Genomic DNA, 17,815 nt, shown 5'->3' with positions numbered 1-17,815 from the left:
AACCATCAAGGAGTCACCATGCCTGCCGCTCGTCACCTGCTTGTTGCTTCACTTTCCCTGCTCGCCGCCAGCACCTGCGCCCAGGCGCAGTACGCCTGGGTCGGCACCTACAACCCCAACGGTGAAGGCCTGTATCGCTTTACCGTCGAGGCGAAAACCGGCGCGTTGAGCAACAGAACGCTGGTCAGCTCCCTGCCCAACGTCGCGCAGCTCACCGTTTCGCGCGACGGCAAAACCCTGTACGCCGCCAGCGAAGTGGAAAAGGGCGTGGTGCAGGCGTGGCGCGTGGGGGCCAACGGCGAGCTGAGCGAGCTGAATCAGGTCTCTTCCGGCGGGGCCGGGCCGGTTTATCTCTCCCTGACGCCGGACGGTCGCCATCTGCTGGTGGCAAACTACGTTAGCGGCACGACCGCCGTGCTGCCGGTGCAGGAAGACGGTCGCCTGGGCGAGGCGGTGGACGTGCATCAGGATCAGGGACCGGCCGGCGCGGCGCGCCCGGCGGCGGCGGTTGAGGGCAGCTTCGCCATTAGCGACCATAACGGCCCCCACGCCCATATGATCTCGGCCGATCCCAGCGGAAAATACGTTTACTCCACCGATCTGGGGCTGGATCGGATCTATCAGTACCGGATGGACGGCGCCAGCGGCAAGCTGACGCCCAACGATCCGCCGTTTATCGCCGCGTCTTCACCGGGCGCCGGGCCGCGTCACTTTGTCTTCACGCCGAAGGGCGACGGACTGTGGCTGATTAACGAAGAGTCCTCTACGCTAACTTTCTATCACCTTGATAAGACCAGTGGCCTGCTGCGCGAGGGCAAAACGATCTCCGCGCTGCCGAAGGGCTATAAAGGCACCAGCTTTGCCGCCGGCCTGGCGCTGAGCGCCGACGGCAGACAGCTGTACGTGGCGAACCGCCTGCATAACAGCATCGCCCACTTTAGCGTGATGGCGGACGGTAGCCTGAGCCATCAGGAAGATATCTGGACGCGCGGGGACTACCCACGAACGCTCACGCTGGATAATCAGGGGCAGTGGCTGTACGTCATGAACCAGCGTAGCGATAATATCACCCGTTTCAGCGTGGCGCCCGAAAGCGGCAGGCTGACCTTTGCCCCGGACTATACTCCGGTAGGCAGCCCGTCACAGATGGTGATATCCGCTCAACCTTGAGCCGTAAAGATGAAGGAACTGACATGCGATTCCCCAACCAACGTTTAGCGCAGCTGTTTAGCCTGCTGCAAAACGAAACGCTGCCGCAGGATGAACTGGCGCAGCGGCTGTCAGTTTCTACCCGTACCGTACGCGCCGATATCACGGCGCTTAACGCGCTGCTGCTGCCCTACGGGGCGCAGTTTATGCTTATCCGCGGCAGCGGCTATCGGCTCAACGTTGACGACCCGACGCTATACCAGACGCTGGCGGAGACCACCCCGAAGGCGCAGCATATTCCGCGTACCGCGCAGGATCGCATCAACTTTTTGCTGATACGCTTTTTGACCTCGGCCTTTTCGCTCAAGCTCGAAGACCTTGCCGACGAGTGGTTCGTCAGCCGCGCCACGCTGCAGAGCGATATGGTGGACGTGCGCGAACGCTTCCAGCGCTACCAGCTAACCCTCGAGACGCGCCCGCGCCACGGCATGAAGCTATTCGGCAGCGAAGTGTCGATTCGCGCCTGCCTGACCGATCTCCTGTGGGAGCATGCGCAGCAGGGCGGACTGCCGCTGCCGGTGGATAAAGGCGGTCTGAGCGCCGAGGGTTCCGCCCGGCTGGCGCGCGAGCTGCAGGAGATCCTCACCCGCCACCACGTCCGTCTGACGGATGAGGGCGAGCGTTTTATCCGCCTCTACAGCGCGGTGGTGGTGCGTCGCGCCAGCGAAGGCTATCCGCTGGCGGAATTTAGCGCTGAAGACGTGGCGCAGAACGTGCGCGATGCCGCCCGGGAGCTGGTCGGGATGCTGCAGCAGCTGGCGGGGAAGGCGCTCTCTGCGGCGGAAGAGGAGTGGCTGTGCGTGCACCTTGCCGCCCGCCAGGTACAGGACGTCGATCCGGGCACCATCAGCGCCGACGACGACGAAGCGCTGGTGAACTACATCCTGCGCTATATCAACACCCAGTATAACTACAACCTGCTTGATGACGCCCAGCTGCACGCCGATCTGCTGACCCATATTAAGACCATGATCACCCGGGTGCGCTACCAGATAATGATCCCCAATCCGCTGCTGGATAACATCAAGCAGCACTATCCGATGGCGTGGGATATGACCCTGGCGGCCGTCTCCAGCTGGGGGAAATACACCCCCTATGCGATCAGCGAAAACGAGATCGGCTTCCTGGTGCTGCACATCGGCGTCGGCCTCGAGCGCCATTACAATATCGGCTACCAGCGCCAGCCGCGCGTGCTGCTGGTGTGCGATACCAGCAACGCGATGGTGCGGATGATCGAGGCGACCCTGCAGCGCAAATATCCGCAGCTGGAAATTGCCGCCACCCTGTCGCAGCGCGAGTACGAGCTGCTTGAAGCCGTTGCCGAGGATTTCGTGATTTCCACCGTGCGCATCGGTGAAAAGGATAAGCCGGTGGTCACCATCGCCCCGTTCCCGACGGATTATCAGCTGGATCAGATCGGCAAGCTGGTGCTGGTGGACAGAACCCGCCCGTGGATGCTGGATAAGTATTTCGACGAGGCCCATTTCCGGGTAATCGACACCCCCATCGATCGCCAGACGCTGTTTGCCGAACTGTGCCAGCAGCTGCAGGAGGAGGGGTTTGTTGACGCCGGTTTTTATGACTCGGTTGTCGAGCGTGAGGCCATCGTCAGCACCATGCTCGGCGACGGCATTGCGCTACCCCACGCCCTCGGCCTGCTGGCGAAAAAAACGGTGGTCTACACCGTGATTGCCCCGAACGGTATGGTCTGGGGCGACGAAACCGCCCACATCATCTTCCTGCTGGCCATCAGCAAGAGCGAGTATGAAGAGGCGATGGCGATCTACGATATTTTCGTGACTTTCCTGCGCGAACGCGCGATGGCCCGTCTTGCCGCCACCGGCAGCTTTGACGAATTTAAAACCGTGGCAATGGAGTGCGTCAGCCGCTTTTAAGCGCGGCTAGCGCAGGTGATGCACCACCTGGTTGCTGCTGCCGCGCCAGATAAGCATCGGGTCTTTTAGATCCTGGACGAACTTGCCGTCGACCAGCACGTTAATCAGGTCGACCACCGCCATCTGCGCGTCGTTGAGCTCCTCAAACCTGTAGCCCGTCCACATCCAGATATCCTTCCCGGGACACTCGGCGCGAATGCGCTGCACCAGCGCGAGGATCGCCGATACGTTCTGCGGATGCAGGGGATCGCCGCCGGAGAGGGTGATCCCCTGACGCTGAATGCGCGTGTCGTTGAGGTCGGCGATGATGCGGTCGGCCATTTCGGTGGTGAACGGCAGGCCGGAGTTGAGCCGCCACGTGCTCTTGTTGTAGCAGCCGGGGCATTCGTGGACGCAGCCTGAGACGAACAGGGTGCAGCGGGTGCCGGGGCCGTTGACGATATCTACCGGATAGTACTGATGGTAATTCATTGTTTCCTCTTCACATTTGACGCTGTAGCGGCGTTGGCTGCGCTCGTGCTCCCAGGTTACTTACTACAGTAAGCTCCCCGGGACTTGCTCGCTTGCCGCCTTGCTACAACGCCAACTGATTTGAGGAAACCCATATAGTGGCGGTAGCCCTGGATAAAAAGCGCTTTGCGGCGCGATCCGGGAGCGGCTCCTGAATGGTCAAACGGCTACTGATTGATCCCCTCTCCTCGTTGGGGAGAGGGGGAGGGGCTAAACCGCTCGGAATTAACCGAGCTGCCCGTTGCCAAGGTGCTTAATGCGGCGCTTCACCTCTTCCTGCTTGCCGGCGTTGAACGGACGGGCGTCCGGGCTGCCGAGATAGCCGCACACGCGGCGGGTGACCGAGACGCGGGCCGCGTCGTGGTTACCGCATTTCGGGCAGGTAAACCCTTTGCTGGTGCACTCGAACTCGCCGGTAAAGCCGCACTCGTAGCACTCGTCGATGGGCGTGTTGGTCCCGTAGTACGGCACGTGCTGATAGCTGTAATCCCAGACGTCTTCCAGCGCCTTCAGGTTGTGCTGAATGTTCGGGTATTCGCCATAGCAAATGAAGCCTCCGTTAGCCAGCGGCGGGTAAGGCGCTTCGAAGTCGATCTTATCGTAAGGGTTCACCTTCTTCTCGACGTCGAGGTGGAAGCTGTTGGTGTAGTAGCCCTTATCGGTCACGCCGCTGATGACGCCAAACTCGGCGGTATCGAGGCGACAGAAGCGATCGCACAGGTTTTCACTCGGCGTGCTGTAGAGGCTGAAGCCGTAGCCGGTCTCCTCCTTCCACTGCTCCACGGCGTCGCGCATGCGCTTGACGATGGCGATGCCTTTCTCGCGCAGCGCGTCGCTATCGTACATATGCTGGTTGCCGGAGAGCGCGTTGATGGTTTCGTGAATGCCGATATAGCCCAGCGAAATCGACGCGCGGCCGTTTTTAAAGATATCCGCCACGTCGTCGTCCGCCTTCAGGCGTACGCCGCAGGCGCCTTCCATATAGAGGATTGGTGCGACGCGGGCCTTCACCCCTTCGAGGCGCGCAATGCGCGTCATCAGGGCCTTACGCGCCAGCTCCAGGCGGCTGTCGAGCAGTTTCCAGAAGGCGGCTTCGTCGCCCTTAGCTTCCAGCGCGATCCGCGGCAGGTTGAGGCTGATGACGCCGAGGTTGTTGCGGCCGTCGTGAACCTGCTCGCCGTCCTCGTTTTCCCACACCCCGAGGAAGCTGCGGCAGCCCATCGGCGTTTTAAACGAGCCGGTGACCTTCACCACCTGATCGTAGTTGAGGATATCCGGATACATGCGCTTGCTCGCGCACTCCAGCGCCAGCTGCTTGATGTCGTAGTTGGCGTCGCCAAACCGGTGGTTCAGGCCGTCGCGAATGGCGAAGACCAGCTTCGGGAACACCGCGGTTTTGCGGTTTTTACCGAGGCCGGCAATGCGGTTGCGCAGAATCGATTGCTGAATCAGACGCGATTCCCAGCTGGTGCCGAGGCCAAAGCCAAAGGTGACGAACGGCGTCTGGCCGTTGGCGGTGTGCAGGGTATTTACTTCGTATTCCAGCGACTGGAAGGCGTCGTAGCACTCTTTCTCGGTGCGAGAGCGGGCATACTCTTCGGCGTTCGGGATCTGCCACTCTTCGGCGATTTTACGATGCTTCTTGCAGCTCTCGGCCACGAACGGCGCCAGCACTTCGTCAATTCGGTTGATGGTGGTCCCGCCGTAAATATGGCTGGCGACCTGGGCGATAATCTGCGCCGTAACCGCCGTGGCGGTAGAGATAGATTTCGGCGGCTCGATCTCGGCGTTGCCCATTTTAAAGCCGTGGGTCAGCATGCCCTTGAGGTCAATCAGCATGCAGTTAAACATCGGGAAGAACGGCGAGTAGTCGAGATCGTGATAGTGGATCTCGCCGCGTTCGTGCGCCTGCACCACGTCGCGCGGCAGCAGGTGCTGGCGAGCGTAATGTTTGGCGACAATCCCGGCCAGCAGGTCGCGCTGGGTGGGGATCACCTTACTGTCTTTGTTGGCGTTTTCGTTAAGCAGGGACGAGTTGGTTTGCTCTACCAGGCCGCGAATCTCCTGGTTCAGGCGGCCGCGTTTTTCACGCTCGATATCGCGATCGTGGCGATATTCAATATAGGCGCGAGCCAGCTGCTTCCACGGACCGGACATCAGCTGGTTCTCAACGGCGGTCTGGATCTCGTTAATATCGACCTGAGCCCGGTTTTGCATTTGCTGGCTAACGACTTCTGCGACGGTGGCGCAATAGTCTGCGTCATCGACTCCCGCTGCTTTAGCTGCACGCAGAATTGCTTCTTTAATGCGCTCTGACTTAAACGGCATTTTGCAGCCATCTCTTTTCATCACATGCGGTGTCATGATCACTCCATACTTTATAGAACAGGTTATCCACAGAGGCGGAAGGTATACCGAGGTCGCGAGGCGCTATAGCTGCCGCCGTTTTCCTGCGGTTCCGGCCCGTTTTATCCACATCCCACCACCGCCTGAGTACGATGGGCTGTGTCGACATAATAGACGATTAATACAATATGTTGGGCCGGGACGCATTTTAAGTTCTATATGTAGTGATTTGCATCAAAGATGTTTGCGATTTTATTGATGCAGGACAAAGTAAAAAGGTGAGAGTACGGATGATGGGCGCTTGCGCTAAATGTAAATTTATCTGCTTAAAAAACAAGCATAAAAATGTCGTGACGCCGCCCGAGCAGGCGGCAGGCGGCGCGGCTCAGGCAATGAGCGTATCGTTCAGCAGATCGACCAGCAGCAGCAGGGCGTAGCGGGCCAGCTGCGGGCTATCGGGGAGCGGAATAATCCCGGCGGCCATGTTGGCCAGGGCGTGGTTTTCCGGCGCCAGGGCGATGATGGTTACCCCCTGGGTTCGCGCCTGCAGGGTCGCGCTTTGCAAAATATTGTCCGCGCCGGCGGTGACCAGCACCAGCAGCAGGTGATCGTCGCTCAGCGTCGAGGCCGTCATGCGCATCAGGGCGCTGTCCTGGCACAGGTTGATAGCGATGCCGGAGGGCAGCAGCTGGTGCTGCAGCAGCGTGGCGAGGGCAACATCCTGGGCGCCGAGCGCGAAGCAGTGCACGGCGCGCGCGGTCAGCAGGCGGGATTTGAGCTTCTCGACCGCCGCCTCCGAGGTCTGCGCCAGCTGCCGGGTCAGCGTATCGCCAAGATAGCTCAGCCTGTCGCGCCAGGCGGCGGGCAGGGCGTGGCTGTTCGGGCTCACCCAGCTGGTCCGGCGCTCGCTGGCCTGCGCCAGCTGCTTGCGCAGATCGCGAATATCCTCGCAGCCAACGGAGCGGGCGAAGCGGGTGATGGTGGCCGGGCTGACCCCGGCGCTGGCGGCCAGTTCATCGATGGACGCGCTGGCGGTAAAGCTCAAATTTTCCAGAATAAACGCCGCAACCCGCGACTCCTGGGTGCTAAAACGCACCAGCCCTTGCTGCAACTGACCTACGATATCCATCCTGACCGTCCCTTTCCCCAGAACATCACGTTGAAAATATTTTTCACTTACCGTCTGTGCCTATTTATAGCACCAGCCCAAGGTATTTCCTATGGTTTCGCCGGTAATCGGGCAAACGGTGCGAGCAATAATGATCAAAAATTACGTTTCGATCACATCGGTGAAAATTATTTTCAGATAGCCTTCACTTTCACACAATCTTAACAATATATTCGCTGAGGCCCTAACGGGCGAAGTCATAAATCCATCTGGGGGAGAGGTCATGCAACGAATCGTTCTGTGCTGTGCAGCAGGTATGTCAACCAGCATGCTGGTCACGAAGATGAAAGCCGAGGCGCAGCAGCGCGCGCTGTCGCTGGATATTTACGCGGTGGCGGTCGCGGAATTTGAGCGCGAGCTGGCCAATGCCGACGTGATCCTGCTGGGGCCGCAGGTGAAGTATGAGGCCGGACGCCTGAGCGCGCTGGCCGCCCCGCACGGAAAAGCGGTCGCGGTGATCGATATGGCCGACTACGGCATGATGCGCGGCGCGGCGGTGCTTGATAAGGCGCTCGCGCTGCTTAATTCCTGATTTTTCTCTTATATCCCTGAACCATCACGCGCGCTCACGTCGACCGCGCGCGGCTCTCTGCATGCCGAAAGAGGTCTCTATGCAAGCACTAAAAATTGCCGTCATTGGCGGCGGCAGTAGCTATACGCCGGAGCTTATTGAAGGAATTATCGTTCGTTATGAACAGCTTCCGGTTACGGAGCTGGCGCTGGTTGACGTTGAATCAGGCAGGGAGAAGGTGGAAATTATCGCCGCGCTGACGCGGCGGATGCTGACCCGCAAAGGGCTGGAGCACGTCATCGTCAGCATCCACTTTGCGCTGGACGAGGCGATCCGCGGGGCCAGCTTCGTCCTGACCCAGCTGCGCGTCGGCCAGCTGGCGGCGCGGGCCGGCGACGAGCGCCTCGGGCTGAAGTACAACCTGCTGGGCCAGGAAACCACCGGCGTGGGCGGATTCGCCAAAGCGCTGCGCACCATCCCGGCGATCCTTGAGGTGGCGCGCAAGGTCGAGCAGCTGGCGCCGCAGGCGTTTATCCTCAACTTCACCAACCCGGCCGGGATTGTCACCGAAGCGGTGAGCCGCCACAGCAAGGCGAAGATTATCGGCCTGTGCAACGTGCCGATTAATATGCAGCACATGATTACCGGCATGCTGGGCGCGAAGGCGGAAGAGGTTAACCTGCGCTTTGCCGGGCTCAACCATATGGTGTGGGTGCATAAAGTGATGCAGGGGCACGAAGACGTGACCCGCAAGGTTATCGATATGCTGTGCGATGGTCAGGCGCTGTCGATGAACAATATCAAAGAGCTGCCGTGGCCGGCGCCGTTCCTGCGCGCGCTGAACGCTATTCCCTGCCCCTATCATCGCTACTTCTGGCTGACGCCGGCGATGCTGGCGGAGGAGATCGCGGCGGCAAAAACCAAGGGTACCCGCGCCGAGCAGGTGATGAAGGTCGAGCAGGAGCTGTTCGCGCTGTACGCCAACCCGGCCCTCGATGAGAAGCCGGAGCAGCTCAGCTTCCGCGGCGGCGCTTACTACTCGGAAGTGGCCGTGGAGCTCATCAACGCGATTCATAACAATCTCGGCAAGGAGATGGTGGTGAACACCCGCAACAACGGGGCGATTCACGGCCTTGACGATGACGCGGTGGTGGAAACCAACAGCATTATTGATGCCCAGGGCGCCCGGCCGCTGACCTTTGGCGCGCTGCCGCCGGCGATGAACGGCCTGACGCAGCAGGTGAAGGCCTTTGAGCGGCTGACCATTGAAGCCGCGGTACACGGCTGCCGCGATAGCGCGCTGCTGGCGTTGGTGACCAACCCGCTGGTGGGCAACGTCACCGACGCGCAGGCGCTGCTGGACGAAGTCTTAACCATCAACCGTCAATGGCTGACGCAATTTAACTGATCGTTATTTCCTTTGGGGATCGTCTTATGTCGAACACAACGTGGATTGAACGTTACGTCATGCCTGCGGCGCTGAAAATCGCCGGGCAAAAGCACGTCCTGTCGGTGCGCGACGGCATTATTCTGAATATGCCGTTTATGCTGATTGGCTCATTTTTCCTGATTTTCGCCTACCTGCCCATTCCCGGCTATGCCGATATGATGAGCGGCCTGTTCGGCGACGTCTGGCGCGATAAAATTCTTTATCCGGTCAAAGCGACCTACGACATTATGGCGCTGATATCGAGCTTCGGGATTGCCTACCGGCTGGCGGAGAAGTACCGCACGCTTGATCCGCTGACCGCCGGGGCGATGTCGCTGGTCGCCTTCGTGATGACGATCCCGCAAAGCACGCTGTTTACGCCGGTGCACGGCGCGGCGGAAGTGGTCAAAGGGGTGATCCCGGTCGGGCTGGTAGGCAGCCAGGGGCTGTTTGTTGCCATCGTGATTTCGCTGCTCTCCACCGAGATTTACCGCTTTGTCGCCAGCCGCAACCTGGTTATCCGCATGCCGGACGGCGTGCCGCCGGCGGTGGCGAAATCGTTCCTCGCGCTGATCCCCGGATTCTGCGTGCTGGCGGTGGTGCTGGCGCTGCGCCTGATCGTCGAAGCCTCACCGTTCGGCGACATTAACAGCATGATCGCCACCATTATCGGCATCCCGATGCACCACGTCGGCGGCACGCTGCCGGGGATGATCTTCTCGGTTATCCTGATCGGCATTCTGTGGACGCTGGGGCTGCACGGCGATGCCATCGTGCTGGTGTTTATTCAGCCGGTGTGGCTGTCGAATATGTCGGAAAACCTCACCGCGTTTCAGAACGGCCAGCCGATCCCGCACATCATTACGCAGCAGTTTTACGATCTGTGGATTGCCCCCGGCGGTACCGGGGCGCTGCTGGGGCTGGTGCTGTTTATGCTGTTCAGAAGCCGCAGCCAGCAGATGAAGCAGCTGGGGAAAATCGCCGCGCCCGGCGCGCTGTTTAATATCAGCGAACCGATGGTGTTCGGTATTCCGCTGGTGATGAACCCCTATTTCTTCCTGCCGTTTATCCTGACGCCGGTTCTGCTGGTGATTGTCTCGTACACCGCGATGGCGACCGGGCTGGTCGCTCCGCCGGCGGGGATTGCGCTGCCGTTTACCACGCCGATTTTTATTAGCGGCTATCTGGCAACGGGCGGGCATATTTCCGGCACCATTCTGCAGGTGGTGAACCTGACGATTTCGCTGGTGGTTTACTATCCGTTCTTCCGGGCGTGGGATCGCCTGAAGGCGAAAGAGGAGCACGCCTCGACCCGCCAGGAGGCCAGCAGCGCGCTGTCAACGGCCGACAGAGTCTGACGACAAAGGCGCGGCGCCAGCTCGGGCTACTCTAACGTAGCCCGCTCAAGCGCTGCGCCAGCCGCGGCGCCGCCTTACTCCTGCAGCCACCACACGGCTTCAAACGGACGCAGGGTCATGGCCGCCGGGCGATTCGCCGCTTCCGCGTAGTTGCTCATCAATACCCGCCAGTCGCCCTTCATCTCATCCGGCTGCCAGTTCTGGAATTCACGGCTCAGGTTAGCCACCACCACCAGCGTTTGCCCCTGCCACTGACGGCGATAGCACCACAGAGACGGATGCGCCGGGCAAAGATCGAGATAGTCGCCCCAGGTCAGCACCGGCGTGCTTTTGCGCAGCGCGATCAGCTGCTGATAGGCATAGAACACCGAATCAGGATCGGCCAGCGCCGACTCGGCGTTGATGTGGCGATAGTTATCGCACAATGCAATCCACGGCTCGCCTTCGCTGAAGCCGCCGTTCTCGCGGCCGCTCCACTGCATCGGCGTCCGGCTGTTGTCGCGGGATTTGCTGGCCAGAATCGCCAGCAGCTCGTCGGGCGCCTGCCCCTGGGCGGCACGCTCAATAAACATGTTGTGGCTTTCGACGTCGCGATAGTCGCTGATTCGCGAGAAGTGCGGATTGGTCATGCCAATCTCTTCCCCTTGGTAGATATAGGGGGTGCCCTGCATCCCGTGCAGCACCATCGCCAGCATTTTGGCCGCCGGAACCCGGTATTCGCCCTCGTCGCCGAAGCGCGAAACGATGCGCGGCTGATCGTGGTTACACCAGAACAGAGCGTTCCACGCGCGGTTGTGCATCCCCTGCTGCCAGTGGCTGAACAGCGCCTTCAGCGCCACGTAGTCAGGACGCGCGAGGCTCCATTTTTCGCCGCCGGGATAATCCACCTTCAGGTGGTGGAAGTTAAAGGTCATCGACAGCTCCTGGCCCTCCTGCGCCGCGTACTGCTGGCAGTGCTCCAGGGTGGTGGAGGACATCTCCCCGACCGTCATCAGATTGCGCGGAGTGAAGACGTCGCGGCTCATCTCCTGCAGGAATTCGTGCACGCGCGGGCCGTCGGTATAGAAGCGGCGGCCGTCGCCCTCGGCATCGGACGGGAAGGTCTGCTCTTTCGAGATCAGGTTGATAACGTCGAGGCGCAGGCCGTCAACGCCGCGGTCGGCCCAGAATTCGCAGACCTTTTTTAGCTCCGCGCGCACGGCCGGGTTTTCCCAGTTGAGGTCCGCCTGCTCGGCGGCGAACAGGTGCAGATAGTACTGACCGCTTTCGGCGTGCCACTGCCAGGCGTTGCCGCCGAATTTGGAGCGCCAGTTATTCGGCGGGGTGGTGGGTTCGCCGTCGCGCCAGATATAAAACTGGCGGTACGGGCTCTCTCTCTTTAACGACTCGCGGAACCAGGCGTGGGCGGTTGAGGTGTGGTTAAGCACCATATCCAGCACGATGCGGATGCCGCGCGCTTTCGCCTCGGCCACCAGTTCGTCAAAGTCATCCAGCGTGCCGTAGGTCGGATCGATGGCGGTGTAGTTCGCCACATCGTAGCCGTTATCCACCTGCGGCGAGACGTAGAACGGGGTCAGCCAGATGGCGTCCACGCCAAGCTTGTGCAGGTAGTCGAGGCGCGCGGTGACCCCACGCAGATCGCCGGTACCGCTGCCGGTCGTATCCTGGAAACTCTTCGGATAGATTTGGTAAATAACGCCGTTTTGCCACCAGAGGGGAAGGGTATTCATAGTGCTTTCCTGCTACAACGAGGGGGCGCTTTCGCGCCCCGGAAGGAAGATAAAATCAGACAATCTGCAAGGTGCCCTGGCGGAATTTGCGCTGGTACACGAAGGTCGTGAGAACAATCGGCACGACGACGGCAATAGCCATTGCCAGGCCGTAAACCTGCCAGTAGGTCGGCTGAATGGAGAGGATGCCTGGCAGGCCGCCGACGCCGATCCCGTTCGCCATCACGCCGTTCAGGCCGCACAGCAGCCCGGCGAGGCCGGAGCCGATCATCGCGCAGAGCATCGGGAAGCGGTACTTCAGGTTGATGCCGTACATCGCCGGCTCGGTGACGCCAAGGTAGGCGGAGATCGCCGCCGGGACGGAGATTTCACGCTCATTCTGCTTGCGGCTGGCGATAATAATGCCGACTACCGCCGAGGCCTGGGCAATGTTGGAGAGCGCAATCAGCGGCCACACCGGCGTACCGCCCATGCTCTGAATCATCTGCATATCGATAGCCAGGGTGGTCTGATGGACGCCGGTAATCACCAGTGGCGCATACAGGAAGCCGAACAGCGCGGCGCCAATCGGCGCGAAGCTACCGGTCATCAGATGGCGTACCGCAAAGGCCACGCCGTCGCCGATCATGCGGCCAAACGGGCCGATAAAGGCGTGAGCAAGGAACACCGCCAGGATCAGGGAGCACACCGGGACGATGACCAGGTAGAGGTAGTCAGGCACGATGCGCTTCATGCGCGTCTCGATAAAGCCCAGCGCCAGACCGGCCAGCAGGGCCGGGATCACCTGCGCCTGATAGCCCACTTTGGCGATGGTAAACAGGCCGAAGTTCCACACTTCCGGTACCTGCTGGCCGAGCATGTAGGCGTTCATCAGCTGGGGAGAAACCAGCGTGACGCCCAGCACGATGCCGAGGATCGGCGTGCCGCCCATTTTCTTCACCGCTGACCAGCAGATGCCGACCGGCAGGTAGAAGAAGATGGCTTCGCCAATCAGCCACAGGAAGTCATAGATTGTTTTCAGCGACGGGTGCATTTGCGCCAGCGTCTGGCCGTTGCTCATCGGCAGATCGCCGATTACGTTGCGAAAGCCGAGGATCAGGCCGCCGCTGATCAGCGCCGGCAGCAGCGGGAAGAAGATCTCGGCAAAGTGCGAGATCAGCTGCTCGTGCCACTTCATGTTCTGCCGCGCGGCCTGTTTGGCCTGCTCTTTATCCGCAGAGGCCTGGCCGGTGGTGGCCAGCAGCGCCTTGTAGTAGTCGTCCACGTCGGTGCCGATCACCACCTGGAACTGCCCGGCGTTGGTAAAGCAGCCCTTCACCATGCGCAGCTGTTCAATATCTTTCGGCCTGGCGATGGCCGGGTTATTTAACACAAAGCGCAGACGGGTAATACAGTGGCTGACGGTGGCGATGTTGTCGCGCCCGCCTACCAGTTCGATTAATTTATCGATGTCCTGCTGATTTACTTTACTCATTGTGAGGCCTCAAAACAGAGGGAAGAGATTGCGTAATGAACTGAGACGAATCCTAACCGCTCCGCTTCGTTTGCAAAATGGGAACGTTCCCGAAACGCAGCCACGATCACATAAATCCTGCTGACGGGACTAAATCAGCGCCGCGGGAATGACGATTTGACGAGGGTTAGCATTGCCGGCGATCTGTTCGATCAGCTGCCGTGCCGCCTGGCGTCCGGCCTCGGCGTAGCCCGGATCGACGGTGAGAATTTCCGGATGCAGGAACTTCATCAGCGGCGTGCTGCCGACGCTGGCGATCTGCAGGCTGTCGATGCGCTGCTCCTGCAGATACTTGCTGGCGCCAAGGGCGAGAGTATCGGTGGCGCACAGCAGGGCGCTGGTGTCGGCGCCGAGGACGCTGGCGACGTTTTCATAGCCCTGCTTCATCGCCAGGCCCGGCAGCGCGGCGGTGGGCGTGAGGCGGTGCTGCTGGCAGAAATCGAGGTAGGCCTGATGGCGGCGCTGGCCGGTGGTGACGTCGCTGTGCGGCACCCCGAGGAAGCTGATATGGCGATGGCCGCGATCGTAGAGGCGCTGCATCAGCATCCTCACCGCCCCGTCGTCGTCGTAGCAGACCGAGGCAAAGCCCGGCGCGTCGCGGGCCAGCAGCACCAGCGTTTCGCGCCACGGCGTGAGCATCTCTTCGGTAATGCCGGTAAAGCCAAACAGCACCACGCCGTCGACATGGCGGCGGGCGAGGATCCTGAGATGCTCGCTAACCAGCGCCGGGGAGAACTGGCTCTCCATCATAATCGGATCGTAACCCTGCTCGTAAAAAGCGGGCAGCATGGTCTGAACGGCGAGGTTTTCCGACAGCGAGTCCAGACGGGTGACGATAATCGCCACCACCTTATCGCTCTGACCGCGCATCGCGCGCGCGGAGCGGGAGGGCGAGAAGCCGTGCTGCTGCATAACCGCTTCCACCCGCTCGCGGGTGCGCTCGTTGACGCCGCTTTCATTGTTGAGCACGCGCGATACCGTCGATTTCCCGACGCCGCTCAAGCGCGCGATATCTTTGATGGTCAGCCGGTTTTGCATGCAGGGTTCTCGCGATGGTCCGATTAAATTGAGCCTAATGCTACTCAACCAGACCGCAATGAGCAAAGTCTGGTTTACGTCCGGTTTAGTTACGCGGGTTTACCATAGCCATAATTGCCACAAATAGATCGCTGGCCGCGGTATAATCCGCGCCGTTTTTACTCACTTACCGGAGATTTTATGGACCCCGATCCCACTCCTCATCCTCGATGGAGTTATATCTCTTTCCGGTAAGCCTGCTTAGCACTGCTTTACCGGAAGCGTAAAGCAGTGACGTCCTTGATGTCCCTGCCATAAAAAAATAATGCCTGACAGGTATGTTTTACCGTGCCCGTCGATTTTGCTGCGTTCGCTGTGCGAGCGCGGAGGGACTGTTTATGTTGAAAAATTTTACCCGGCAGCTGTTTGCGCAGCTTAGCCGCCACCTGCCACACCGCCTGGTGCAGCGCGATCCGCTCCCCGATGCCCGCAATCTAGCCAGCGCGCCGATCCCTGACTCGCTGGGCAAGCGCTGCCTGAACGTGGCGGCCATGGATGAAAACGAACTCTGGCGCGCCTTCGACAGCCACCCGGAAGGGCTCAACGCCGCCGAAGTGGCGCAGAAAGTTGCGGCGCACGGCGACAACCAAATCCCCGCCCAGAAGCCTTCGCCGTGGTGGGTGCATCTGTGGACCTGCTATCGCAACCCCTTCAACCTGCTGCTGACCGTGCTGGGCATCGTCTCCTACTCTACGGAGGATCTGTTTGCCGCGGGCGTGATTGCGCTGATGGTCGGGATCTCCACGCTGCTCAACTTTATTCAGGAAGCCCGCTCCACCCGGGCAGCGGATGCGCTGAAGGCGATGGTCAGCAACACCGCCACGGTGCTGCGGGTGGTCAACGAACAGGGCGAAAGCCGCTGGTGCGAGCTGCCTATCGACCGGCTGGTGCCGGGGGACATCGTTAAGCTCTCGGCGGGAGATATGATCCCGGCGGACCTGCGCATTCTCCAGGCGCGCGATCTTTTTGTCGCCCAGGCCTCGCTGACCGGCGAATCGCTGCCGGTGGAAAAAGTGGCCCGCAGCCGCGACCCGCTGCAGAGCAACCCGCTGGAGTGCGATACCCTGTGCTTTATGGGCACCAACGTGGTGAGCGGCACGGCGCAGGCGATCGTGTTCGCCACCGGCGGCGGCACCTGGTTCGGCCAGCTGGCCGGGCGGGTGAGCGAGCAGGAGAGCGAACCCAACGCCTTCCAGAAGGGCATCAGCCGCGTCAGCATGCTGCTGATCCGCTTTATGCTGGTGATGGCGCCGGTGGTGCTGCTGATTAACGGCTTTACCAAAGGCGACTGGTGGGAAGCGGCGCTGTTCGCCCTATCTGTGGCGGTTGGCCTGACGCCGGAAATGCTGCCGATGATCGTCACCTCGACCCTGGCGCGCGGGGCGGTGAAGCTGTCAAAACAGAAGGTCATCGTCAAACACCTCGACGCCATCCAGAACTTTGGCGCGATGGATATCCTGTGTACCGATAAAACCGGCACCCTGACCCAGGATAAAATCGTGCTGGAAAACCATACCGACGTTTCAGGCAAAGTCAGCGAGCGCGTGCTGAACGTCGCCTGGCTTAACAGCCACTACCAGACCGGACTGAAAAACCTGCTCGATACCGCAGTGCTGGAGGGCGTGGAGCTGGACGCCGCCCGTCAGCTTGCCGAGCGCTGGCAGAAAGTGGACGAGATCCCCTTCGACTTTGAGCGCCGCCGGATGTCGGTGGTGGTGAGCGAGCAGGAGGGCGTCCATCAGCTTATCTGCAAAGGCGCGCTGCAGGAGATCCTCAACGTCTCGACCCAGGTCCGCTACAACGGCGACATCGTGCCGCTGGACGAGACCATGCTGCGCCGTATCCGCCGGGTAACCGACACGCTGAACCGTCAGGGGCTGCGCGTGGTGGCGGTGGCCACCCGCTATCTGCCGGCGCGGGAAGGGGACTATCAGCGGGCCGACGAGTCGGACCTGATCCTCGAAGGCTATATCGCCTTCCTCGATCCGCCGAAAGAGACCACCGCCCCGGCGCTGAAAGCGCTGAAGGCCAGCGGCATTACCGTCAAAATCCTCACCGGCGATAGCGAACTGGTGGCGGCGAAGGTATGCCATGAGGTGGGTCTGGACGCGGGTGAGGTGGTTGTCGGCAGCCAGATTGAAGCGCTCAGCGATGATGAGCTGGCGGCGCTGGCGAAACGCACCACCCTGTTTGCGCGCCTGGCGCCGCTGCATAAAGAGCGCATCGTGACGCTGCTCAAACGCGAGGGGCACGTGGTGGGCTTTATGGGCGACGGGATTAACGACGCCCCGGCGCTGCGCGCGGCGGACATCGGGATTTCCGTCGATGGGGCGGTGGATATCGCCCGCGAGGCGGCGGATATCATCCTGCTGGAAAAGAGCCTGATGGTGCTGGAAGAGGGGGTTATCGAAGGGCGTCGCACTTTTGCCAACATGCTCAAGTACATCAAAATGACCGCCAGCTCGAACTTCGGCAACGTCTTCAGCGTGCTGGTAGCGAGCGCATTTCTGCCGTTCCTGCCGATGCTGCCGCTGCACCTGCTGATTCAGAACCTGCTGTACGATGTATCCCAGGTAGCGATCCCGTTTGATAACGTTGACGATGAGCAGATCCGTAAGCCGCAGCGCTGGAACCCGGCCGAGCTGGGGCGCTTTATGGTCTTTTTCGGCCCGATTAGCTCCATCTTCGATATCCTCACCTTCTGCCTGATGTGGTGGGTATTCCACGCCAACGTGCCGGAAGCGCAGACGCTGTTCCAGTCGGGCTGGTTTATTGAAGGGCTGCTGTCGCAAACGCTGATTGTGCATATGATCCGTACCCGACGCATTCCGTTCGTCCAGAGCCGCGCCGCGTGGCCGCTGTTTGCGATGACCCTGGTGGTGATGGTGGTCGGCATCGCGCTGCCGTTCTCGCCGCTGGCGGGCTATCTGCAGCTGCAGGCGCTGCCGCTGAGCTACTTCCCGTGGCTGATTGCGATTCTGGCGGGCTACATGACGCTGACCCAGATGGTCAAAGGCTTCTACAGCCGCCGCTACGGCTGGCAGTAACCCCGGTTTTCTCCGCCCCTCT

The 17,815-nt window shown here is 60.7% G+C and carries 13 protein-coding genes; 7 read left to right on the top strand and 6 right to left on the bottom strand.

What is annotated here, in order from left to right; genetic code table 11:
* The first annotated feature begins 18 nt into the window (after positions 1-18).
* Positions 19-1,170 (top strand): lactonase family protein, encoded by a 1,152-nt coding sequence (locus tag RTE01_RS12505; RefSeq protein WP_115193722.1) that lies wholly within the window; start codon positions 19-21, stop codon positions 1,168-1,170.
* 23 nt (positions 1,171-1,193) lie between these two features.
* Positions 1,194-3,104 carry a BglG family transcription antiterminator gene (locus tag RTE01_RS12500; protein WP_134525156.1) on the top strand — a complete coding sequence of 637 codons (1,911 nt, stop codon included), beginning with the start codon at positions 1,194-1,196 and terminating at the stop codon, positions 3,102-3,104.
* Positions 3,105-3,110: 6 nt separating this feature from the next.
* Here RTE01_RS12500 and nrdG read toward each other — a convergent pair whose 3' ends face one another.
* The 3 genes from nrdG to RTE01_RS12485 form a co-directional block, all read right to left on the bottom strand.
* Positions 3,111-3,575, bottom strand: a complete 465-nt coding sequence (gene nrdG / locus RTE01_RS12495; protein WP_134525157.1) for an anaerobic ribonucleoside-triphosphate reductase-activating protein — start codon at positions 3,573-3,575, stop codon at positions 3,111-3,113.
* 264 nt (positions 3,576-3,839) lie between these two features.
* Positions 3,840-5,978, bottom strand: coding sequence for an anaerobic ribonucleoside-triphosphate reductase (nrdD, locus tag RTE01_RS12490; protein WP_041143769.1), 2,139 nt, complete (start codon positions 5,976-5,978; stop codon positions 3,840-3,842).
* A 367-nt stretch (positions 5,979-6,345) separates the two neighbouring features.
* Positions 6,346-7,089, bottom strand: a complete 744-nt coding sequence (locus RTE01_RS12485) for a MurR/RpiR family transcriptional regulator (RefSeq protein ID WP_041143770.1) — start codon at positions 7,087-7,089, stop codon at positions 6,346-6,348.
* 262 nt (positions 7,090-7,351) lie between these two features.
* Between RTE01_RS12485 and RTE01_RS12480 the strand changes: the two genes are divergently transcribed.
* The 3 genes from RTE01_RS12480 to celB all read left to right on the top strand — a co-directional run bounded on the left by RTE01_RS12480 (position 7,352) and on the right by celB (position 10,426).
* The gene (locus tag RTE01_RS12480; RefSeq protein WP_041143771.1) at positions 7,352-7,660 is read left to right on the top strand and encodes a PTS sugar transporter subunit IIB; all 309 of its coding nucleotides are present in this window, start codon (positions 7,352-7,354) and stop codon (positions 7,658-7,660) included.
* A gap of 79 nt (positions 7,661-7,739) precedes the next feature.
* Positions 7,740-9,047 (top strand): 6-phospho-beta-glucosidase, encoded by a 1,308-nt coding sequence (locus RTE01_RS12475; protein WP_134525158.1) that lies wholly within the window; start codon positions 7,740-7,742, stop codon positions 9,045-9,047.
* A 26-nt stretch (positions 9,048-9,073) separates the two neighbouring features.
* Positions 9,074-10,426: a PTS cellobiose transporter subunit IIC gene (gene celB, locus RTE01_RS12470; protein WP_041143772.1), complete on the top strand. Its 1,353-nt coding sequence runs from the start codon at positions 9,074-9,076 to the stop codon at positions 10,424-10,426.
* Between the two features lie 74 nt (positions 10,427-10,500).
* Here the strand turns inward: celB and treC are convergent, their stop codons facing one another.
* From treC to treR, 3 genes are all read right to left on the bottom strand, one after another.
* Complete coding sequence (gene treC, locus RTE01_RS12465) at positions 10,501-12,156, bottom strand: alpha,alpha-phosphotrehalase (RefSeq protein WP_041143773.1); 1,656 nt, start codon at positions 12,154-12,156, stop codon at positions 10,501-10,503.
* Positions 12,157-12,211: 55 nt separating this feature from the next.
* Positions 12,212-13,630 carry a PTS trehalose transporter subunit IIBC gene (treB, locus tag RTE01_RS12460; RefSeq protein WP_045853310.1) on the bottom strand — a complete coding sequence of 473 codons (1,419 nt, stop codon included), beginning with the start codon at positions 13,628-13,630 and terminating at the stop codon, positions 12,212-12,214.
* A 129-nt stretch (positions 13,631-13,759) separates the two neighbouring features.
* Entirely contained in the window at positions 13,760-14,707 is a 948-nt protein-coding gene (gene treR / locus RTE01_RS12455; protein WP_041143775.1) for a trehalose operon repressor TreR, read from the bottom strand.
* 180 nt (positions 14,708-14,887) lie between these two features.
* Between treR and mgtL the strand changes: the two genes are divergently transcribed.
* Both mgtL and mgtA read left to right on the top strand, forming a co-directional pair.
* Positions 14,888-14,941 (top strand): mgtA regulatory leader peptide MgtL, encoded by a 54-nt coding sequence (mgtL, locus tag RTE01_RS26600; protein WP_227503286.1) that lies wholly within the window; start codon positions 14,888-14,890, stop codon positions 14,939-14,941.
* 143 nt (positions 14,942-15,084) lie between these two features.
* Entirely contained in the window at positions 15,085-17,793 is a 2,709-nt protein-coding gene (gene mgtA / locus RTE01_RS12450; RefSeq protein WP_115193716.1) for a magnesium-translocating P-type ATPase, read from the top strand.
* Positions 17,794-17,815: the final 22 nt, after the last annotated feature.

It is taken from the genome of Klebsiella terrigena (genome assembly GCF_006539725.1).
GTDB lineage: Bacteria > Pseudomonadota > Gammaproteobacteria > Enterobacterales > Enterobacteriaceae > Klebsiella > Klebsiella terrigena.
This window is presented reverse-complemented; position numbering and strand designations above follow the sequence as displayed.

Bases quoted from the DNA above. Each gene is read 5' to 3' on its own strand.
- RTE01_RS12505 (WP_115193722.1), top strand. From the start codon at position 19: ATGCCTGCCGCTCGTCACCTGCTTGTTGCTTCACTTTCCCTGCTCGCC.
- RTE01_RS12500 (WP_134525156.1), top strand. From the start codon at position 1,194: ATGCGATTCCCCAACCAACGTTTAGCGCAGCTGTTTAGCCTGCTGCAA.
- nrdG (WP_134525157.1), bottom strand. From the start codon at position 3,575: ATGAATTACCATCAGTACTATCCGGTAGATATCGTCAACGGCCCCGGC.
- nrdD (WP_041143769.1), bottom strand. From the start codon at position 5,978: ATGACACCGCATGTGATGAAAAGAGATGGCTGCAAAATGCCGTTTAAG.
- RTE01_RS12485 (WP_041143770.1), bottom strand. From the start codon at position 7,089: ATGGATATCGTAGGTCAGTTGCAGCAAGGGCTGGTGCGTTTTAGCACC.
- RTE01_RS12480 (WP_041143771.1), top strand. From the start codon at position 7,352: ATGCAACGAATCGTTCTGTGCTGTGCAGCAGGTATGTCAACCAGCATG.
- RTE01_RS12475 (WP_134525158.1), top strand. From the start codon at position 7,740: ATGCAAGCACTAAAAATTGCCGTCATTGGCGGCGGCAGTAGCTATACG.
- celB (WP_041143772.1), top strand. From the start codon at position 9,074: ATGTCGAACACAACGTGGATTGAACGTTACGTCATGCCTGCGGCGCTG.
- treC (WP_041143773.1), bottom strand. From the start codon at position 12,156: ATGAATACCCTTCCCCTCTGGTGGCAAAACGGCGTTATTTACCAAATC.
- treB (WP_045853310.1), bottom strand. From the start codon at position 13,630: ATGAGTAAAGTAAATCAGCAGGACATCGATAAATTAATCGAACTGGTA.
- treR (WP_041143775.1), bottom strand. From the start codon at position 14,707: ATGCAAAACCGGCTGACCATCAAAGATATCGCGCGCTTGAGCGGCGTC.
- mgtA (WP_115193716.1), top strand. From the start codon at position 15,085: ATGTTGAAAAATTTTACCCGGCAGCTGTTTGCGCAGCTTAGCCGCCAC.